At 56.1% G+C, this 15,814-nt stretch carries 14 protein-coding genes and 1 pseudogene; 14 read left to right on the forward strand and 1 reads right to left on the reverse strand.

The window, feature by feature from the left end; all coding sequences use genetic code 11:
* Positions 1 to 574: 574 nt before the first annotated feature.
* The 14 genes and pseudogenes from AB4043_RS04915 (at position 575) to AB4043_RS04980 (ending at position 15,209) form a co-directional block, all read left to right on the forward strand.
* The gene (locus AB4043_RS04915; RefSeq protein WP_442298912.1) at positions 575 to 1,684 is read left to right on the forward strand and encodes an HlyD family secretion protein; all 1,110 of its coding nucleotides are present in this window, start codon (positions 575 to 577) and stop codon (positions 1,682 to 1,684) included.
* Complete coding sequence (locus AB4043_RS04920) at positions 1,684 to 3,300, forward strand: MFS transporter (protein WP_442298911.1); 1,617 nt, start codon at positions 1,684 to 1,686, stop codon at positions 3,298 to 3,300. Before AB4043_RS04915 ends, AB4043_RS04920 begins: the two co-directional genes overlap by 1 nt.
* Positions 3,301 to 3,312: 12 nt before the next feature.
* The gene (locus AB4043_RS04925; RefSeq protein ID WP_442298910.1) at positions 3,313 to 4,626 is read left to right on the forward strand and encodes a TolC family protein; all 1,314 of its coding nucleotides are present in this window, start codon (positions 3,313 to 3,315) and stop codon (positions 4,624 to 4,626) included.
* 276 nt (positions 4,627 to 4,902) lie between these two features.
* On the forward strand, positions 4,903 to 5,559 hold the full coding sequence (locus AB4043_RS04930) for a GNAT family N-acetyltransferase (protein ID WP_442298909.1): 657 nt from the start codon (positions 4,903 to 4,905) through the stop codon (positions 5,557 to 5,559).
* Positions 5,560 to 6,263: 704 nt separating this feature from the next.
* Positions 6,264 to 6,830: a TetR/AcrR family transcriptional regulator gene (locus AB4043_RS04935; protein ID WP_442298908.1), complete on the forward strand. Its 567-nt coding sequence runs from the start codon at positions 6,264 to 6,266 to the stop codon at positions 6,828 to 6,830.
* Positions 6,831 to 7,205: 375 nt separating this feature from the next.
* Positions 7,206 to 7,901 carry a response regulator gene (locus AB4043_RS04940; RefSeq protein WP_442298907.1) on the forward strand — a complete coding sequence of 232 codons (696 nt, stop codon included), beginning with the start codon at positions 7,206 to 7,208 and terminating at the stop codon, positions 7,899 to 7,901.
* Positions 7,898 to 9,277: an ATP-binding protein gene (locus AB4043_RS04945; protein ID WP_442298906.1), complete on the forward strand. Its 1,380-nt coding sequence runs from the start codon at positions 7,898 to 7,900 to the stop codon at positions 9,275 to 9,277. Before AB4043_RS04940 ends, AB4043_RS04945 begins: the two co-directional genes overlap by 4 nt.
* Positions 9,278 to 9,405: 128 nt before the next feature.
* Positions 9,406 to 9,780 (forward strand): annotated as a pseudogene (locus AB4043_RS04950) (sigma-70 family RNA polymerase sigma factor); the annotation flags it as partial.
* A 565-nt stretch (positions 9,781 to 10,345) separates the two neighbouring features.
* Entirely contained in the window at positions 10,346 to 11,335 is a 990-nt protein-coding gene (locus AB4043_RS04955) for an MBL fold metallo-hydrolase (RefSeq protein WP_442298904.1), read from the forward strand.
* A 70-nt stretch (positions 11,336 to 11,405) separates the two neighbouring features.
* Complete coding sequence (locus tag AB4043_RS04960) at positions 11,406 to 11,819, forward strand: DoxX family protein (RefSeq protein ID WP_442298903.1); 414 nt, start codon at positions 11,406 to 11,408, stop codon at positions 11,817 to 11,819.
* Positions 11,820 to 11,878: 59 nt separating this feature from the next.
* On the forward strand, positions 11,879 to 12,094 hold the full coding sequence (locus AB4043_RS04965) for a hypothetical protein (RefSeq protein ID WP_442298902.1): 216 nt from the start codon (positions 11,879 to 11,881) through the stop codon (positions 12,092 to 12,094).
* Positions 12,095 to 12,102: 8 nt separating this feature from the next.
* Positions 12,103 to 12,705, forward strand: a complete 603-nt coding sequence (locus tag AB4043_RS04970; protein WP_442298901.1) for a DinB family protein — start codon at positions 12,103 to 12,105, stop codon at positions 12,703 to 12,705.
* Between the two features lie 123 nt (positions 12,706 to 12,828).
* Positions 12,829 to 14,424: a flavin monoamine oxidase family protein gene (locus AB4043_RS04975; protein WP_442306596.1), complete on the forward strand. Its 1,596-nt coding sequence runs from the start codon at positions 12,829 to 12,831 to the stop codon at positions 14,422 to 14,424.
* Between the two features lie 131 nt (positions 14,425 to 14,555).
* Positions 14,556 to 15,209 carry a hypothetical protein gene (locus tag AB4043_RS04980; RefSeq protein WP_442306597.1) on the forward strand — a complete coding sequence of 218 codons (654 nt, stop codon included), beginning with the start codon at positions 14,556 to 14,558 and terminating at the stop codon, positions 15,207 to 15,209.
* A 67-nt stretch (positions 15,210 to 15,276) separates the two neighbouring features.
* On the opposite strand, the gene AB4043_RS04985 is transcribed toward AB4043_RS04980, so the two are convergent.
* Positions 15,277 to 15,814 (reverse strand): alpha/beta fold hydrolase (locus AB4043_RS04985; protein WP_442306598.1); only part of this gene is annotated, 538 nt, incomplete at its 5' end.

Consider the following 15,814-nt stretch of genomic DNA (forward strand, 5'->3'; position numbering starts at 1 on the left):
GTATTCATGTGCTCAATGTTCATAACACTGTCCTCTTCCGCTATGGATGCATTGGTAGTCGGGAAGCCGTGGATTGCGAGCGCGGATCCCTTTGTGGTGCCAATACTGTTGGGAATTCCGCAACGAGCGTCAGCCTCCGACCATGGCTTCAACGTAACGCTTCAAGGTCGAAAGGTGAATATCGGCGCGGCTCTCTGAGCGGGAGATCTGCTCCTGCTTTACCCCAAGCTCTTTGGCAAGTTCCCCAATCAAGCTCGCCCGTTTTGCCGATATCCCAAGTAAATCAAGGTCTACGGACGTCCCCGCCTTCGGAGCAAGGGTGGCATTTATCAGAAACACAGCGGAGGATGGTAAGCTTCCCGTTATCTTTGGAAGGCGAAAGAATCTACTCAGGAACGACAGGGCTAGGATTTCCTGAATGCAGGAAGAAACTCACCCTTTTGGGGTGATGGTTCTATTGGTTCCTCCTGCCATATCATTGCGGTACATTTTGATCGCGTCCGTTCCTCCCTTTCAGAGACATGCGGACACGCTGCCATACCGCAAAGCTGATTCTTGTTTCCAGGAGGTTCTCGTGCTTCGGAAATTTGGTGTACCAGCTCTTGTTCTCGCCATCGCAGCTGCATTGGCCCTAATGATCCAGGGGTGCTGGAGCGCCTGGGGTGCAAACCGCTCTGAACAGTCGACCGACGATGCCTACGTACGCACCGATGTCACCCCCCTAAGCACGCGCGTCAGCGGAACGGTGAAATCCGTCATGGTCGAGGACTATGCCACAGTCACGCCGGGCCAGGTGCTGGTGCAACTGCAGGACGAGGACTACCGCGCTGCCCTGGCGCAGGCTCAAGCCGCACTTGCAGCATCCGAGGCATCGTTGACCGCCAACGAGGATGCCAAGCGCGTGCAGGAAGAACAGATTCGCGGGGCGGCGACACAGATCACTGCTGCCCAGGCGGCAATCTCCGCAGCCGATGCCGGAATCGCCGCCGCCAAACCCGATGTAGAACATGCCAACAGTGAACGTGCACGCCAGGAAGCCCTTCTGGCCGCTCGTGCGTCTACCCGCCAGCGTGTGGAGTCTGTAGTCGCCGATGCAGAGAAGGCACAGGCGCTTCTTGCCAGCCGCCAGGCGGATCGCGCTCGCGCTGACGCTGCCGAGAAAAGCGCCGAAGCCGCACTCGCCGGACAGCAGCGCGTGCTGGCCTCACTCCATACCAAGGATGACGTGCTGCGCGCCGACATCGCGGCCAGGAAGGCGGCCATTCAGGTCGCCGAGGTGAATCTCAACTACACCACGATCCGCGCGCCTCTCGCGGGTACCGTGGGCGAACGCAAGACACATCCCGGCCAGCTTGTCGCGGCCGGCGCGGAGTTGATCTCGCTGGTGCAAAGCAATCCCTGGATTCAGGCCAACTTCAAAGAGACCCAGCTCGCTCACATGAAAGCCGGTAATCCGGTCGAAGTCCACGTTGATGCTCTGCCTGATGTAGTGCTAAAAGGCCGTGTCGCACAGGTTGCTCCCGCCAGTGGATCGCAGTTCGCCCTGCTGCCGCCGGACAACGCCACCGGCAACTTCACCCGTGTCGTGCAGCGCGTTCCGGTCAAAATCCAGCTTGATCCGTCAGACCAGATCGAACGTCTGCGGCCCGGCTTCTCGGCAACCGTAACTGTCAAGGTGAAGTGATGCCCGAGGAAACCGCACAATCCGCCAGCGGAGAACCTGTCCACGCAACACATCCGATGATCGGCATCGTAGCCGTTCTGCTGGGCGCCATGATCGCCACGGCACAGGGACGTCTGATCTCCGTCGGACTACCTGACTTGCGTGGAGCCACCGGCCTCGGCGCAGACGAAGCTTCGTGGCTGGGCACTGTCTATAACGCGGCGACCATGTTCATCGGTCCCTTTTCTGTCTATCTCGGCGGTCTGCTGGGTCCGCGCCGTGTCTTGATGGCCTGCGGCTTTGCCTACACTCTGATCGCGTTCCTTCTACCGCTCTCCGGCGGCCTTTCCCTCATGCTGGTGCTGCTGGCGCTCGCCGGGCTTACCGCAGGGACCTTCTATCCACTCACGCTCTCATTCATCCTTCGCAACCTGCCGATGCGCTATGTGGTCTTCGGCATCATGGTCTATTGTCTGGATGTCGTCTTCACCACTCACGTCGCGCACTCGACGGAAGCTCTTCTGGTAGACCACCTCTCATGGCGCTGGATCTTCTGGATGGGCGCCGTAGCCACACCGGTAATGCTGCTCTGCGTCCACTTCGGCATTGCGCCACAACCGTTGCCGCAGCCCAAGCCTGGACAGCCCCGGCCGAGCTGGCGCGGTTTTCTCTATTTCAGCCTGGGTGCCGCGCTAATCTATGCGGCGCTCGACCAGGGCCAGAGAGTGGACTGGTGGAACTCGCGCACCTTCATCGCATTGATTGCTTCCGGCGCCTTCCTTTGCCTGGCATCGCTGACGCGCCGTTTGCTGCAACCGAATCCGCTTGTCAATCTCAGCTTCCTGGCGCGGCGCAATGTCGTCTCTCTTGCGATCCTCCTTGCTGCCTTCCGCTTTCTTCTGCTGAGCACCGTTGTTCTGCTTCCCAGTTTCCTCGCCAGCGTACATGGATATCGCCCGGAAGAGACCGGCCCCGTGCTTCTCTGGATCGCACTCCCCCAGGTGCTCGCAGGCATCGTTGCCATCTGGCTGCTCGGACGCATCGACTCGCGGCTGGTGCTGGGCACCGGTTTTGCTGTGATTGCCGTTGGCTGCTTTCTCAATGCAAAGCTTGATCCGCAATGGGCCGGTTCCAGCTTCTGGCCCTCACAGCTTGTGCTCGCGTTGGGACAAGGGCTGGCGCTCAACGGTCTGGTCGGCAGCATTATCCTCGAAGTCGTCAATTCCGGCGCTGTCCAGCAGCCCATCAATGCGCTCACCTTCTCCGGCTTCTTCCAGACCGTACGCCTGCTGGGAGGAGAGATAGGCGTCGCCTTCATGCAGCACTGGATCTCGGTGCGTGAGCAGACGCATTCCAACCTGCTCGGTCTGCATGTGCAATTGGCCGATCCTGCAACGCAACATCGTCTGCGCTTACTACAAGGCGGGATGACACCGCATTCGACTGGCGCCTCTGAAGCTGCGGCTCGCGCCGGTGCGCTGCTCTCGTTACAAGTGCGCCAGCAGGCTTTCACGCTCAGTATTGCAGATTGCTTTCTCACGATTGCATGGGCAGCGGTCGCCTCGCTCTGCGTCCTGGCCTGCGTCGGAGTAATGAAGATCGGATTCCGCGAAGCAAAAGCCGCCAACCCGTCGTAAGGAGAAACAACTTTGAAACGATATCTCTTTGCCCTGATGGTCACCGTTCCTGCCTGCGCACAGCAGACTCCCGTGCACCTTACGCTGAACGACGCGATCGACCAGGCTCTGCGGCAGAACCGCTCCGTAGAGCTGGCACGGCTCGAGGTTGTCGGCAAACAACATGAAAAGGACGAGGCGCGCTCGCATTACTTTCCGCAACTCAGCAATGAGAGCCAGGTTTCCCATATTACTGAACTGCAGGGTGTCACGCTGCCCAAGGGCGCGCTAGGCAACGGCACTCCGATTGAGACCGTCACCGTCGGTCAGGGGAGCAGCACCAGTTACCTCAGCCTGACCACGCTGGGCCAACCGATGACTCAGCTCTTCAAAGTACATGATGGCAACAAAGCCGCGGCCGCCGGAGTGAAGGTAGCCGAAATCGAACTCGAAGACGCACGTGACACCATCGCGCTGAAAGTTCGCCAGGTGTACTACGGCGTGTTGATCGCACAATGGAAGAAACGCGCGGCCGAGCAGCAATTGAAGGCCTCCGAATCCAGTGAGCAGGAGACACGCTACCAAGTGCAGCGCGGCGAGGCGCTCGACGTTTCCGAGCTTGAAAGCCGAGCCGGGGTTCTACAGGCCAAGCAGGACCTACTCACACAACAGCTCTCCATCACGGATACCAGCATGACGCTCGCCTACCTGCTCGGCATGCCAGTGAATACGATCTTCGAGCTCGACGAAGCCCCTGCCAATATGGCTGTCGACCTGCCGCCGCGTGCCGAGGGTATCCGCATGGCGTTAACCGAAAGTCCCGAGGTACGCGCCGCAAAGGCCACCGTCGAAAAGGCTCGCGCCGGTGTCGCAGCAGCACGCGATGCTTACATCCCGGACCTCACCGCTATCGCGCGCTACAACTACCAGAGCGGTGTTCCCTTTCTCGTGCATAACTTCGGTGTCTTCGGGGTGAACTTCCGTTACGAGCTCTTTGACGGTGGTAAACGAGAGGCGGAACTTGGCAAGGCACGCATTCAACTTCGCCAGGCCGAGGTAAAGCTTGCCGATGTGGCCTTACACATTGAAGCCGAGGCCAACGCGGCATATGACAAAGTCGAACGTATGCAGAGCCTCGCTCATCTTGCCGAGGAGGTTCGCCAAGTTCGCTCCGAAGCTGCGCGCGTAAAGAGCAAACAGGTAGAGTTGCACGCAGCACTTCCCTCACAGCAGGTCACTGCCGAAGCGCAACTCAGCGCCTCCACTGCGAGCGCCATGGAAGCCAGTCTTGGCCTTTCGCTTGCGCAAGGAGAGTTGCGGAAAACAGTGGGACTGCCACAGAAATAATTCGCGCGACCTCTATGGGCCTGCAATAGGCGATACTTGTGATGTCTGAATTTCTAAAGCGCTAGAGGAAGTACGGGGCAGGAGAAGGTGTTGCTGGATTTCCCCTACTAGCCTATTGAACGCCCTGACTACAGCCGATGCTTAGCGATCCCCGGGTTCCTATCTCAACTCCCGGCAACATCGCTTGGCACGTCCTGGCAATAAAAACTTCCTGCCCAGCCGGGCGGGAATACGGACGGCCTCTTCCCTGTGATAAAAACCTGACAGGTTGTCGACATGCCGGCACAGCATCCTTCCGATCTGCACTTTCAATGGCCGTTGCAAAAGGTAGTTTTGCAGGGCTATTCCGTGCGCCTTTCGCCTATTGACTACTCTCATCTCGATGACCTTTATCTTTGGTCGCCGGAGGAGGATATCTGGCGCTACATGACCTTTGCACATCTGGCGTCGAAGAACGAATTAGAGGCTTGGATTGGCGCTGCAATGGATGCCAATGAACGCGGCACAGAGTTAAACTTCGCGATCATTAACGAAACCAGTCGGTCGGCGGTTGGAACAACGAGCCTTTACCGGGTGGTGCCAGAGCACAAGAGGCTCGAAGTGGGAAAAACCTGGCTCGGAGCGTCATACCGAAGGACGCATATCAATACGGCAGCGAAGTACTTGCTACTCAATCATGCTTTCGAGGTACTCACGGCAAACAGAGTTGAATTGAATACGGACGCAAGAAATCTGCGATCCCAGCGTGCCATTGAACGACTCGGCGCCAAGCGCGACGGTGTATTACGCTGTCACATGGTAATGCGGGATGGCTTCGTTCGCGATACCGTGAATTATTCCTTCACGATGCGTGACTGGCCAGCCACGAAGGTCCGGCTTCAGAATCTCCTACGAGATCAGACATCCAGCGCCAATTCTGAAAAGGAGGAATAGTTCCACGCCTCGAAACGCGATTCCATATCGAATTCAAAACGAAGCGCACAGGTTAGCCAATTGGGTTAGATATGAACTCAGCTTTTGAAGCACGCTCTCAAGAATCTCGTCGGAAAGCTTCGCGGCAGTCCCGGTACACTCACCCTAGCGAGGCCTCCTTATTCGCGTGCGTCAGAGCGCCTCGATCCTTGAGATTTCGTTGCGGGAAAATATGGAATCGCAGCAGGTCAGCTCCTTGAGCCCGTCCTCGACACAAGAATTTCCGGGCAGGAATATAGTTTTCTATTCATCGCCAGCCCAGTTCTTGTTCCCGAAGCCGTGGAACATCCGACGGGAATTCGCTATGCGCGTCACGCAGCTTCGCGGGAGTTGTCGTAAGTCTGGATCGGGACCATCCAGATTTGACGTCGTCATCCCTGAGCGCAAGATTGATGACGTATCCACAATTAGGGCAGACGTGGACACTCTCCCAAGGCCCACCTCCGTTGGCTCCGGTCTCGCTCATTAGCCTTCATCCGATCTATAAGGAACTCCTCACGAACTGAATGAGGAGAGTCTGCATTCCCTTTGAAGTCCGATCTGCCCTCACCTGTGTGGAGTAAGTGTTTGTAAAGGTTTGTAAAGATTGCGGTAGCAAACTAATCATGGCGCGAGCTATCATTGCACAATGGTAGCGGCCGCTACCAAAAAGGATGAGGTCCGTAATGAAGATTTCCAAGAAGAAAGCCGCCGAGAACCGCGAGTTGATTCTGGCAAGCGCAGCGAAGTTATTTCGGGAACGTGGGGTGGCAGGTGTTGGTGTCGACGCTCTCGGTCAGGCTGCGGGGATGACCCACGGAAGTCTTTACAGCCAGTTCGGTTCGAAAGAGAAGCTTTTGGCGGAAGCGCTCGACTTCGGATTCGAGCGTGCAGGTGCGATGGTTGCTCGCCTCAACCCTAGTCTCGAAGAAGCAATCTCTCGCTATCTAACGCCTGGTCATCGGGACAATCCCGGCTCGGGTTGTTTCATGGCGGCACTGGGCGGGGACATGCCGAGGCAGGGAGCGACGGTTCGCAGATCGTTCACCCGCATTGTTAAAGGCGCCGCAACTCGTTTAGGAGAGAAGCTTCCGGAAAGAAGAGGAACATCTCTGGAGCGCCAGGACGAGATGCTCGCCACGGTTGCGTCCATGGTCGGAGCGATGATTCTGGCTCGCGCCGTGGACGACAAGGAATTTTCGGAACACATACTTTCAGCAACCCGTTCAAAACTGCTCAAGGATTTGACATGAACTATCTTTCATCGGCCCAGGTTGGCGCGATGCTGGGGAGTCTGATTGTCAGCACCCTGCTCGCTCTTTGGTACTAGCCCTTTTTCTCGCAGGCCGGTTCACCTTTCACGATCATCCATTCAATCTGTGGACGACGCTCAGAAGATACTCGAAGAGCTTCCGCTGGATAAGGCGAAGCTTGGGGCATACGATCTTATTCCCCTGACCACCCTGGCTTCCTCTTGAAAGCCTCCTCGCTACCGCTCCGATGAAGCCGGTGCAGTAGCAATGAGACATGAGAAGCCGTGCTGAGATGCCCAATGTAAATGTATGTAAAGGCAGTATCTCGGCACGGCTTCCGCCCTTAGGATGGACCTGGAGATTGAATGTGAACGCATGAGCCGGCTGTTGATAATTGACGATGATCGGGAGCTCTTTGTGCTCTTGGCCGAGCGCATGGAGTCGGAAGGGTTTCAGCTTGATGCAGCCCATGATGGTCGGAAGGGGCTTGAACTGGCAACCACCGGGAACTATTCCCTGGTGATTTTGGACATCATGATGCCACGCTTGGGCGGCATGGAAGTTCTAAAGCTGCTAAGGCCGAAATCCGCAGTACCCGTGTTGATGTTGACGGCCAAAGGAGATGACATCGACCGTATCCTTGGCCTGGAACTTGGAGCGGATGACTACCTTCCGAAGCCCTTCAATCCTAGAGAACTGATCGCCCGCATTCGAGCCATCCTACGGCGTGTCGAAGAGCGACGCCAGACCTCAAGTCGCGTCGACGCGGACGATATCGCAATCGATGCAGAGCGACGCGAGGCACGCTTTCAGGGAAAACCCCTCGTCCTCACAACCGCCGAGTTTGCGATTCTCGAAGTGCTCGTTCGAAATGTAGGGCGGGTGCTCTCGCGGGATTTTCTAACCGATGCAGCGATGGGACGTAGCCTCGGCTTCGCAGACCGCACCGTCGATGTGCATATCAGTAATCTTCGGAAAAAGCTGAGCACGAATCGTGGAGTCGAACGGATCAAAACCGTGCGTGGCACCGGCTACATCCTGACTCCGATGTCAAGCGGAAATAATCTATGACAAGGCTCTTCCTCAAAATCTTCTTGTGGTTTTGGGCGACGGTCCTGCTAACCGGGATCACTCTCGTAGCGATTGTGATGTTTCAGAATCGCCAGATACGTCCACAGGATCATGAAGGTCTAATCGAGACGGTGCGCTATTTTGGGACCGCCGCCGCACACATCACCGAAGACCAGGGGCACGCTGCCGGGACTACGTATCTGACAAACCTCTCGCGTGATGTGAGAATTCACGCGTGTCTTTTCGATACCGCAGGGCAGACAATGGCCGGAACGCGATGTGACACATTCGGTCCAATGATTCGAGGTATCCAACGCGGTGCGGGTTCCGAGTTCTCGATGCCTAATGGAACCGTCCGCATCGCTGTACGCATTGCGGAGGAAAATCGAGAGCCGGTCTTCTTTGCGTCTGAACTCCCCGTAGCGCCGCGTGCAATGCTTCAAAGCAATATCCCCTCGCTTCTCTTCCGTGGAGGATTTGCCATCCTTGTTTCGGGGTGGATTTGTTACGCGCTGGCGCAATTCTTGACACGTCCGGTCCTGAATTTGCGGCTGGCCGCGCAGCGGATTACGGCCGGGCAGCTTGATGTTCGAGCGGACGAACGGCTTACGAAGAGACGTGATGAACTCGGAGATCTTGTCCAGGACTTCAACTGCATGGCCGACACCAACCAGAGGGTGATCTCACGCCAGCGACAGTTGCTCTATGACATCTCGCACGAGCTGCGGTCACCGCTAACGCGCATGAATGTCGCGATTGACCTCTTGCGCGGGAGAGTCGGCGAGGACGCCGCTCTGGTGAGGATTCAGACCGATACAGTCCGCCTGAACGAACTGATTAGTCGTCTACTGACGGTCACGAAGCTGGAGAACACGTCTACACTTTTGAATCCCACCGGTCTTGCGCTGAGCGATCTGGTGAGGAGCATTGCTTCGGATGCCGATTTTGAAGCACAGAAAGCAGGGAGCCATGTACTTGTCACAAGCGAGTCCGACATCTCCATGCAGGGTGACTACAGCCTTCTGCGGAGTGCGATCGAGAATGTAGTGCGAAACGCCGTAAGGCATACGGCTCCGAACACATCCGTGGATATCCATCTCATCGGCTCGAACAGGGTTGACTCCGCGAACGTGACAATCACGGTGCGGGACTACGGAGAGGGCGTGCCCGAAAAAGAGCTGAACAACATCTTCGAGCCGTTCTATCGCGTCATCGATTCTGATAGAGCCGCCGACGACGATGGTGTCGGTCTGGGTCTCTCAATCACGGATCGGGTTATCCGACTTCATGGCGGAACGATTCAAGCCTCAAATGCACCATCAGGGCGCGGTCTCCTTGTGACCATTCGCCTGCCCTTAGCTCAACCCATCTGCTGAACTTTACCGATCCAAACATCTCTTTACATTGTGAAGCTGCCGTGGGCGATGTAATCGACACACAGCGATGAATGTCCTAGCCAACGCCGCCTCTCTCACGCTTCCGGGAACCATACCAGTTTCGGGGACAGTCRCAATTCTCAACCTGGCTGACTCGCATTGCCATTAATCAGGCTTTGATCTGCCTCCGACAGCGCAAGCGTGACCGCTCGGTCTCCCTCGATGAATACCTGGCGGGCGATGACGACAGGCCCCAATCTGAGTTGCGCGATTCTCGACCAACGCCCGATGCTTCCTTATCTGTGGGAGAATCGAAGGCTCTCGTTGAGCGATGCATCACGCGCTTACCGAAGATGTATAGGGAGATCATCAAACTCTACTACCTTGACGAACTCTCCATCGCCGAGGTCCGAGGAACTCTGAGGTTGACGGAACCCACAGTAAAAAGCCGCCTGGTCCGTGCGCGGCGAATGTTGCGAGATCAACTTGAGGCGGCTCAATGAAGGCCCCCCGTTCAGCCTCTTCTCATCAAGTCCTTTGCCGGGATGATGCAGAAGGCGAATTGCAACCCCGTCGGTTCAAGCATCGTCTGACGGCGAACGGCATTGAGTCCATGTGCCTCCTCTGCAACCGGTGGGTTGGTGAGGCACAGGACGAGTGGTTGTTGCTCTCTCTTGAACTCGTACATATCTGTCCTGATGAACGTGGTCTGTAATTCTTCGCTGGCGGAAGGCTGAGACGCCGCTCCTACCGTTTACCTCGAATGGCAATCCCCCTTACAAACCTTTACAGACCCTTACGTCAGCGTGCGTGCGTTCCCCTTGTAATGTGCATTGGGGAACGCGGACTGCGCCTCGTGATGCAGCGCCTTCCCAACGATGCGGGCTTCGGTTCGCACACAATACAGACGTACTTGTGACGAACTTCAGAGTGCAACAGCAGTAAGCCTTGAGAGCTCCTTTGCTTTACCTAACTTCACACAAGCTTACGAAACAGGTCCTCAAAGGGAGCTGTAATCAAGTCCAGATCGATTGCGCTCCAGCGCTCGATCTAAGGAGCGAATAAAGCATGAAAACCATTTTGAGGAACGTGTTCTTTGCCTTTGCTGCGGTAATGATGACTGCACTGGTTGTCGCCCAGGGTCCCAGCATTAACTACGCTAAAGCCCAGTTCATTCCCCAGCAACTCGCGCCGAATGTTTACATCCTTACCGGCTCGCCCGGCGCGGACGCTGGCCATCCCGAGGCAGCAGGCGGTCGTATCGGTATCCTGGCGGGGCCGGAGGGCGTGTTGATGGTCGATGCGGCCTACGCACCTCTTTCCGACAAGCTTGCTATCGCGATCAAACAGATCAATCCCGGCCCGATCCGGTTTCTGATCGACACCCATTATCATCCTGACCACACTGGCGGGAACCCGAACTTTGCGAAGATGGGTGCTCTCATCTTCGCCCGCGAAGAGGTGAGGCAAGCACTCGTCACGCCACCTCCTCCAGCAGTGCTCGCGGCAGTCGGGGACGCAGCCTCATGGAAAGATCCCGAACGTCTTCCCATTGTGACCTACGGCGCTGGCGCTCCCGTAAAGATCCATTTCGATGGCGAGACGGTTGACCTCATCCCGCTTCCATCGGGTCACACCAACGGCGACACGATGATTCGCTTTGAGACGGCCAACGTCATCATGATCGGCGACTTCTATCGGAACTACGGCTATCCATTTGTCGATGCGACTCACGGTGCCTCATTCAAGGGGACCCTCGAAGCCATTGACCTGTTGCTGCGCACTGCTGATGCAAATACAAAGCTCGTGCCTGGGCATGGGTCGTTGCCCACACTCACAGACGTCCAGGCCTACCGCGACATGATCCTCGATATTCGAGCCAAGGTTCAGACGATGGTGGCGAACGGAAGCTCGCTTCCGCAGGTCATTGCAGCCAACCTCACCGCTCCATATGACGCCAAGGTTCCGGGTGGGACAGATCCATTGCCCGCTGGATTAGGCAATAGTGTCGATCGCTTTGTATCGGCCCTGTACGCGGAAGCGAAAGCGACGCATTAGGTCCCCGCCGATTTGAATGGTGGACGGACACGATTCTCCCTTACATAGAAACAGTGCTCAGGAGCAGCTAATGAAAACTCTGAAGACTTTGACGATCGCGTATTGGGCAAGCACAGGCTTATTTTGCTGCGTGTTCCTCTTCACCGGGACCTCGTATCTGCTGCACACGCAGACTATGGTTACGAAATTCCGCGAGATAGGTTTTCCCCTTTACATCATGAACTTGATCGGAGTTCTGAAAATAGCCGGCGCTATCACCCTCTTGGTACCCAGGTATCCAAGGCTCAAGGAGTGGGCTTATGCAGGTTTCATCTTCGACTTCGTCGGAGCGGCATGGTGCCATTTTGCCGTTCAAGGTTTCGGCCAAGGGGTGAGGCTCGTGATTCCAATCACGGTCGTTTCCATCTCTTACTTTACCTATCACCGGCTGAACGATCAGCCGGGACTGCCTACCCCGGTCGCCGAAGAACACTCTGCGCTGTAGGCAATTTACTCCCTCCTCAGCCCAAACAACTGATTTGTTCAGTAGGAAGTGTCCCTCAAATGGAGAATATTTCCGCATTGATTCGCCCCAGGTTCCATCTTGCGTCTCTGGTGCCTTCCATCCCTGCAATCGTCTCATCGTTCCTTGCTTCGGAGATCGCGGTCAAAGCGTGGTATCCAGCTCGCTACAACACCAACAACGCACTGCGGACGAGTGCAAATGTGTACGACACGCTCCCCTTCAAGAATCTGTTCCTTGAATTCAAACACCGCTAGGAGACGAGATGCACAAGAACTCTCATACGTCCGCAGCCAGATTGCTGTCCATCTTCTTGGCGTTGGCTCTATCCGGTACTGCCTTCGCGCAATCGAAGAACCCGCCGCACGCACAATCGAATGTCGCGGAGCTTCGTGCTCTGCTGCTCTCGCAACTTCGCTCCACCCATACTCAACCCGAATGGTTCCTTCCCCTCAACACGGCGATTTCGGGCCTTACGGCGGAACAGGCCAAATGGGTACCTACCAACGCCTCTGGTAAGGTCAATCCAAATGCGAACCACTCCGTTGGAATGATCGCAAATCATCTCTTGTTCTGGAATTCGAATGCGCTCGCGCAGCTCAAGGGTGACCCTGTCAGGAATCCGCAAACGAATGATGAGACGTTCAATGACTTCGATCCCTCAAAGTGGAGCAAGATCGTTCGGGATCTCCACACAGTGATGGTCTCTCTCGAAGACCTGGTCGAACGTTCAGACGATCAAACCCTCTTAGAAATCGCTCCAACGATTGAGCACATCAGCACCCACAACGCGTACCACACGGGCCAAATCTTTTATGTAAGGAAGCTGCAGGCAAGCTGGAAGCTCGATAACGACGTGAGCAAATAGAGGTTAACGCGTGGCCGTGATTTTTAATAGCGAGCGCTAGCATTGACAATGATAACGGTCGCCACTATTATTAGCCCATTCAAGCATTTCAATTGATTCGCGTGGCTTTGCAACAGCGTTGCGATGGAGCTATCAGCGCCGCATGACGGCGACGAAAAGGGGCAATCGATGGGGATTACTCGGCGTGACTTCCTAATGAGGGTTGGGCAGGCTGGCGGATACAGCGCAGCGTTCGCAACGATGCAGTCTCTTGGTCTTATGGCAGCCAAGGGCGAACAGGTGCAACCAGTCCAGGCTTCGGCCGGCATTGGCAAAGGTGTGAAGGTCATAGTCCTGGGTGGCGGCATTGGCGGGCTAGTGACTGCTTACGAAATGAAGAAGTTGGGTTATGACGTGATTCTTCYTGAGGTCCGAGACCGTCCAGGCGGTCGCAACTGGACTGCACGGGCCGGCACGAAGATCGAATTCGTTGATGGCACAACGCAAACGGTGAATTGGGAGGCTGGCAACTATCAGAATTTTGGCCCAGCGAGATTGCCCAGCACTCACTGGACCATGCTTGAGTATGCACACGAACTCGGCGTGCCCATGGAAGTCGAGATCAATACGTCCCGCTCGACGCTTTTACAAAACGACAAAGCAAACGGCGGCACGCCGATGCTTCAACGCAAGGCGATCAACGACACGCGTGGTCATGTCTCAGAATTGCTGGCTAAAAGCATCAGCGGCGGGGCCCTGGATGCGGAGCTAACTAAGGAGGACCGCGAACGCATGATGGCGTTTCTCAAAGTCTATGGTCCGCTCGATCCCAAGGGAGCCTATCGAGGCTCACCCCGTGCAGGATATAAGGCGGCTCCGGGGGCAGGAACGGACGATGGAGTCGTCGAAGAGCCGGTCGATATGCACACGCTTCTCGATGCAAATTTCTGGCAGTTCATGCTGACGGAAGAGACCTGGGACTGGCAGGCCACGATGATGCAGCCCGTGGGAGGCATGGATCGAATTCCATATGCCTTCGCGAAATCGCTCGGTCCTGTCGTGCATTACAGAGCGGAGGTGCAGGCCATTCGCAGAACAGACAAGGGCGTGGCAGTGCAATATCTCCAGGCGGGTGTAAAAAAGCAGGCCGAAGCCGCATATTGCGTCATCGCTCTACCGTTCGAGATGCTGAAGAAGATTCCGAACGATCTGTCACCGGAGGTGAAAACAGTCGTGGAGGGCAGTGTCCCTTTCGGCTTTTACAAGACGGTTTGGGAGAGCCGAAGATTCTGGGAGAGGGACTACAACATCTACGGCGGTTTGTCGTACACCCTGCAAGGGCCGGGCATCGTTTGGTACCCGAGTGCGAGCCTGATGAGCAAAACCGGTATTTTGCTTAGCGGATACGGCGAGGAAGTAGGCTCACCGCTCTGGAATATGAGTCTGGAAGAAAAGTTCGCGTATTCGCGGGCGGTGGTGGAGAAGTTCCATCCGGGCCACGGGAAGGAACTCGCAAAGCCTGTCTTCTGCGGATGGCGCCGCGTGAAATGGAACGAAGGATCTTGGATTCGCACGTTTGGCGGAAGTGACGGATACAACACCGTCATCAAGAATGACGGCCCCTTTTACTTCGCGGGCGATACGGTCAGTCACATCCCCGGCTGGCAGGAGGGCGCAGCCCTTAGCGCACGTAGAGCGGTTTCAATGATTAGCGAACGGATCAAAACGAAATCGAGCTAGTTCTGCGACTCTGCGATGTCCACAAGAACACTATTCCAATACGAGGTCGAACAATGAAGAGAAGGTACAAGATCATCATCGGTTGTGCGGTCGTCCTATTTACCGCACTCTTCCTTGCCAGGAAACAGTTTGTGGGCGGCGCAGGCAGCCCGACCGTAGAAGGTTCACGCGCCGTTACAGATGGCGGGGTCAAAGTTCCGGGATGGAATGGAAAAGTTGATGCCGCCGAGGAAAAAGCGGGCATGACACTCAATGATGCAAGGCTCATTCAAGAGGGCGATGCTTTTCATGTCACGACGGGTCCTGCAACCACGTATTGGATGTCGAATGCGACGGCCTCTGGAGATTTCACCGTCAAAGCAACATTCAACGAGCCCAAGTACATGAATCTTAACTCCCATGCACATCCTTATGGCGTCTTCATCGGAGGCAACGATATGGGGACTTCCGACCAAAGCGAGCTTTACTGTGCAGCCTTTGGAAACGGAAAGTTTATCGTACGCGGCTTCGGACCAACGCCGTTCAGAATGAATGGGCTGCTGGGTGAAAGCAACAGTGCCGTCCACAAAGCGCCAGGGCGAGGCCAGCCCGTAACTCAGGACATCTCCGTTTCGGTCAAAGGAAATACGGTGACGTGCGCTGTCAATGGATCGGTGGTCGCCAGCTACGACAAAGCTGCCCTCACAGGCGCCGGCAAACTGAAATCGACTGACGGCTATTACGGTCTTCGTTTCGCGCACAACACGGATGTCTTAGTCACGGGCCTGGCGACGTCGAAGAATTGAGCGGTCGGACTGCCAATAGACCGATCGATTCCGACACTACTTGGGCCTTTCAGCTCATAAGCCGGCTTTACCCCTGCCTTAACTCAGAGGTGAAATCGAGGAGCGTTCTGACGAGGAAGTCAGGCTGCTCTTCCTGGACAAAGTGACCCGAATTGGGTGCAAGCATTGACTTGAGCCCAGGCTGGATGCGCGCAAATGATTTGGCCGTGAGCCCAGACATGCTGTGATCGCCGTCCATTGCTAAGACCGGGAAACTCCATGGCGGCGCAACGGTCCTCTCGAAGAACTCTTTCGAATTGCGAAGCGCCCGGTAATAATCGAAGCCAGCGGCAAGCCTGCCGGCGCGCATCTGGTTTTTGACGTATTCATCGATATCGCTTTCCGTAAGAGCACTCTTCTGGTACACGAAATCACCGAAGGCGAAGGCTCGAAAGAACTCTTCTTCCCGCCCTTGAATCAGCATTTCTGCAAACGGAGAGCGAAGGAATCCGAAGTGCCAGAACGCGCCAAAMAGGTCTTCGAGCCCAAAGCCCGAGAGAGGCGACTCAATGGCTACGAACGCGCGGACATCTTCACGATGCAACGCAGCGTAGGCCCCGACGGCC

Origin of the sequence: Terriglobus sp. YAF25 (assembly GCF_052113305.1) — a bacterium.
GTDB lineage: Bacteria > Acidobacteriota > Terriglobia > Terriglobales > Acidobacteriaceae > Terriglobus.

Coding starts and splice junctions, on each gene's coding strand:
- AB4043_RS04920 (WP_442298911.1), top strand. CDS start 1,684: ATGCCCGAGGAAACCGCACAATCCGCCAGCGGAGAACCTGTCCACGCA.
- AB4043_RS04930 (WP_442298909.1), top strand. CDS start 4,903: ATGCCGGCACAGCATCCTTCCGATCTGCACTTTCAATGGCCGTTGCAA.
- AB4043_RS04935 (WP_442298908.1), top strand. CDS start 6,264: ATGAAGATTTCCAAGAAGAAAGCCGCCGAGAACCGCGAGTTGATTCTG.
- AB4043_RS04940 (WP_442298907.1), top strand. CDS start 7,206: ATGAGCCGGCTGTTGATAATTGACGATGATCGGGAGCTCTTTGTGCTC.
- AB4043_RS04945 (WP_442298906.1), top strand. CDS start 7,898: ATGACAAGGCTCTTCCTCAAAATCTTCTTGTGGTTTTGGGCGACGGTC.
- AB4043_RS04955 (WP_442298904.1), top strand. CDS start 10,346: ATGAAAACCATTTTGAGGAACGTGTTCTTTGCCTTTGCTGCGGTAATG.
- AB4043_RS04960 (WP_442298903.1), top strand. CDS start 11,406: ATGAAAACTCTGAAGACTTTGACGATCGCGTATTGGGCAAGCACAGGC.
- AB4043_RS04965 (WP_442298902.1), top strand. CDS start 11,879: ATGGAGAATATTTCCGCATTGATTCGCCCCAGGTTCCATCTTGCGTCT.
- AB4043_RS04970 (WP_442298901.1), top strand. CDS start 12,103: ATGCACAAGAACTCTCATACGTCCGCAGCCAGATTGCTGTCCATCTTC.